At 34.7% G+C, this 2,720-nt stretch carries 1 protein-coding gene and 2 pseudogenes; 1 reads left to right on the forward strand and 2 read right to left on the reverse strand.

Annotated features, from left to right (window positions below; all coding sequences use genetic code 11):
- Window positions 1–91: 91 nt before the first annotated feature.
- Window positions 92–1,126: pseudogene (locus tag Q0992_RS16530) on the forward strand (IS481 family transposase); the annotation flags it as partial.
- A gap of 518 nt (window positions 1,127–1,644) precedes the next feature.
- Here the strand turns inward: Q0992_RS16530 and Q0992_RS16535 are convergent.
- Together Q0992_RS16535 and Q0992_RS16540 are read right to left on the reverse strand one after the other, a co-directional pair.
- A complete protein-coding gene (locus Q0992_RS16535; RefSeq protein ID WP_299526969.1) occupies window positions 1,645–2,550 on the reverse strand; it encodes a nucleotidyl transferase AbiEii/AbiGii toxin family protein in 906 nt (301 codons plus the stop codon).
- Window positions 2,495–2,720 (reverse strand): annotated as a pseudogene (locus tag Q0992_RS16540) (hypothetical protein); the annotation flags it as partial. The gene Q0992_RS16535 and the pseudogene Q0992_RS16540, both read right to left, overlap by 56 nt.

A 2,720-nucleotide genomic window follows, 5' to 3' on the forward strand; every position in this document is an offset into this window, starting at 1 on the left:
TGTATGAGTTTAGACTTGATCTGACAATCGCATCAAATTAGACTAGAATCTGATTTGATAATAAATCTAACTAATAAGAGGATTGTCAGATATGACTACTTTAGCAGAAAAAATAATAAAACCAAAACTATGTTTACTTGATTTAGCGCAAGAGTTAAGTAACGTTTCAAGGGCCTGTAAAGTGCTAGGCTATTCTAGAGACACTTTTTACCGTTATAAATCATTGTATGAAAATGGTGGAGAAGAAGCATTAAAAGAATTGAGTCGGGAAAAACCGAATCTAAAAAACAGAGTTCCGGATTATATAGAAGAAGCCGTGGTTGAGCTTGCAATAGAAAATCCAGCGCTGGGTCAACATCGAGCATCTAATGAATTAAAACAAAAAGGAATAATAATATCAGGAAGCGGTGTTCGCTCAGTTTGGTTACGCCACGATTTGGAAACGTTTAAAAAAAGACTAAAAGCATTGGAAGCAAAATCAGCCCAAGAAGGTATGGTATTAACAGAGTCGCAAGTTCAAGCCTTAGAAAAATCTAAAAAAGAAAAAGAAGCCCATGGGGAAATTGAAACTGAGCACCCAGGCTATCTAGGTTCTCAAGATACTTACTTCGTAGGAACGATGAAGGGAGTTGGACGAATTTATCAGCAAACGTTTGTAGATACTTATACTAGAGTAGCTTTTGCAAAGCTCTATACAGAAAAAACCGCAATGACAGCAGCTCATATGTTAAATGCTGTCGTTATACCGTGGTATGAATCGCAAGATGTAGGTTTATTGCGTGTATTAACGGATAGAGGAACCGAATATTGTGGTTTGCCAGAGAATCATGCCTATCAATTATATCTAGGAATAGAAAATATTGACCACTCTAGAACAAAGGCTCGTTCTCCACAAACCAATGGAATTTGTGAAAGATTTCATCGTACAATGAAACAGGAATTTTACGATATTGCTTTTCGAAAAAAAATTTATACTTCATTAGAGGAGCTTCAAGAAGATGTTGAAGATTGGTTGAGAAATTATAATGAACTACGTCCACATTCTGGAAAATATTGTTATGGAAAAACGCCAATGCAAACATTTATAGGTTCAAAACATTTAGCAATCGAAAAAGATCTTGCAAGAAAAGCCGAGGTTAAAGATAATAAATTTGAGCTAGGCGAAGAGTTAAAGGTTTCGACAGAAACCTTTAACGATTTCGCCAGCATCGCGCGCTCGACAGAAAGTGATTATAAAAATCAAAATCAACAGCGCGCGAATTGCAATGAGCTTGAAAAAAGTTCGGAGATGGCGGACGAAAAACTTGTCCAATAAATCCAAACTGTCAGATCGAGTTGTGACTTTTACAAATAAATCTAACTAAGTTGTGACTTTTACAAGTTATTCTATTCAATATTCAACCGTTCTATTTTGTCAGGGTCGCTAACAGGTTTTAATTGTTTTCCTATGCGACCAGGCTGGCCACCTGCTTTTCTAGTTGATTGACCTCGCTTCGATTTTTTCTTTCTAGTTTGATCAGAGGATGGTGGCCTAACTAATTTAAAGCCTAATTTGAATTTACAGAAAGAATGTTACACTACCTTTATAAGTTTTAACCTAAATTAGCTACTTGCTAAATTCTATTATTTTCCTGAAGTAAGATTCTAAATATAAAACTCATCACTTTCCTGCTTATCATAAAAAAGCTTTCTTACTTCAGAAAAAAGTTCTTTTGTCTCAGCAATTAAAAAGTCTTTGAATTTTTCTTTTTGAAGGGTACGTTCTAATACATTTTCTGGAGCAAAACGTGAAATCTCATCATAAAAAGATTTTCCTCTAATAATCTCATCCACTTGATAATGCGCTTTTTCTAGTTTATCCACGTAATTTGTAATACCGTAATCTTTAATTTTGGCAAGAATTAATTTTGCATTAATCATTGCACCTTGCTGCTTTAACCATCGCAAATCCCAAATATCCCGATGCCTTGTATATCGAGTTGTAGCAACAAAAGCAATTAATTTATCTGCCATTATTTCATCTATATTTTCTGTCATAATTAAAGTATCAGCATATCCATCAGGTAAAAAATCATAATTGATTTTTAATGCCTTAGGCTCTCTTGTATAAGCTGGCACACTACAAATCTGTATTTTGACCTTTTGCATAGGCAAATCTCTTCGCGCAGGAGCAGTCGTAAGATTTAGTTGCCATTGCTTAACTTTTTTATCATCAGATTCAGAAGGTGTTTTAACCGTAATTGGCAAACCATATCTATCGCCAATATAATTCTCTATGCAGTCTTTCATACCCATTAGATCTGATGTTGTGAAACTTGTGCCACCTACAAAGTCTAAGTCTTCGCTAAATCTTGCTGCACCATAACATAAGCGTAACGAAGTTCCTCCTCGAAAAGTTAGTTTATCCAGTAAATTAGCTTTATCGAGAATAAACAGTAAATCATAATGTAATAATTCTTTTTCAACCACGGGCCGCATATGCGCATAGTTTTTTTCACTTACAGCTTGTTCTACTAGTAAGTTGAAATCTTTGGGGGTATTTTTGATCATATAAAATTTTCCAAGTTAATAATTTAGTAGGCTTCTCCAACAATTTATCATCAATTAATTCTTCCTCAATAACCAAATCAATATTACGTCCAACTCGCTTTAAGTCGCGATGAGCTGCTGCCTTATGTGCTACTTTTAAAGGCCTGTGGTTAACTTTAGATGTATTAGTC

This window comes from Winogradskyella sp. (assembly GCF_028289625.1).
Classification (GTDB): Bacteria; Bacteroidota; Bacteroidia; order Flavobacteriales; family Flavobacteriaceae; genus Winogradskyella.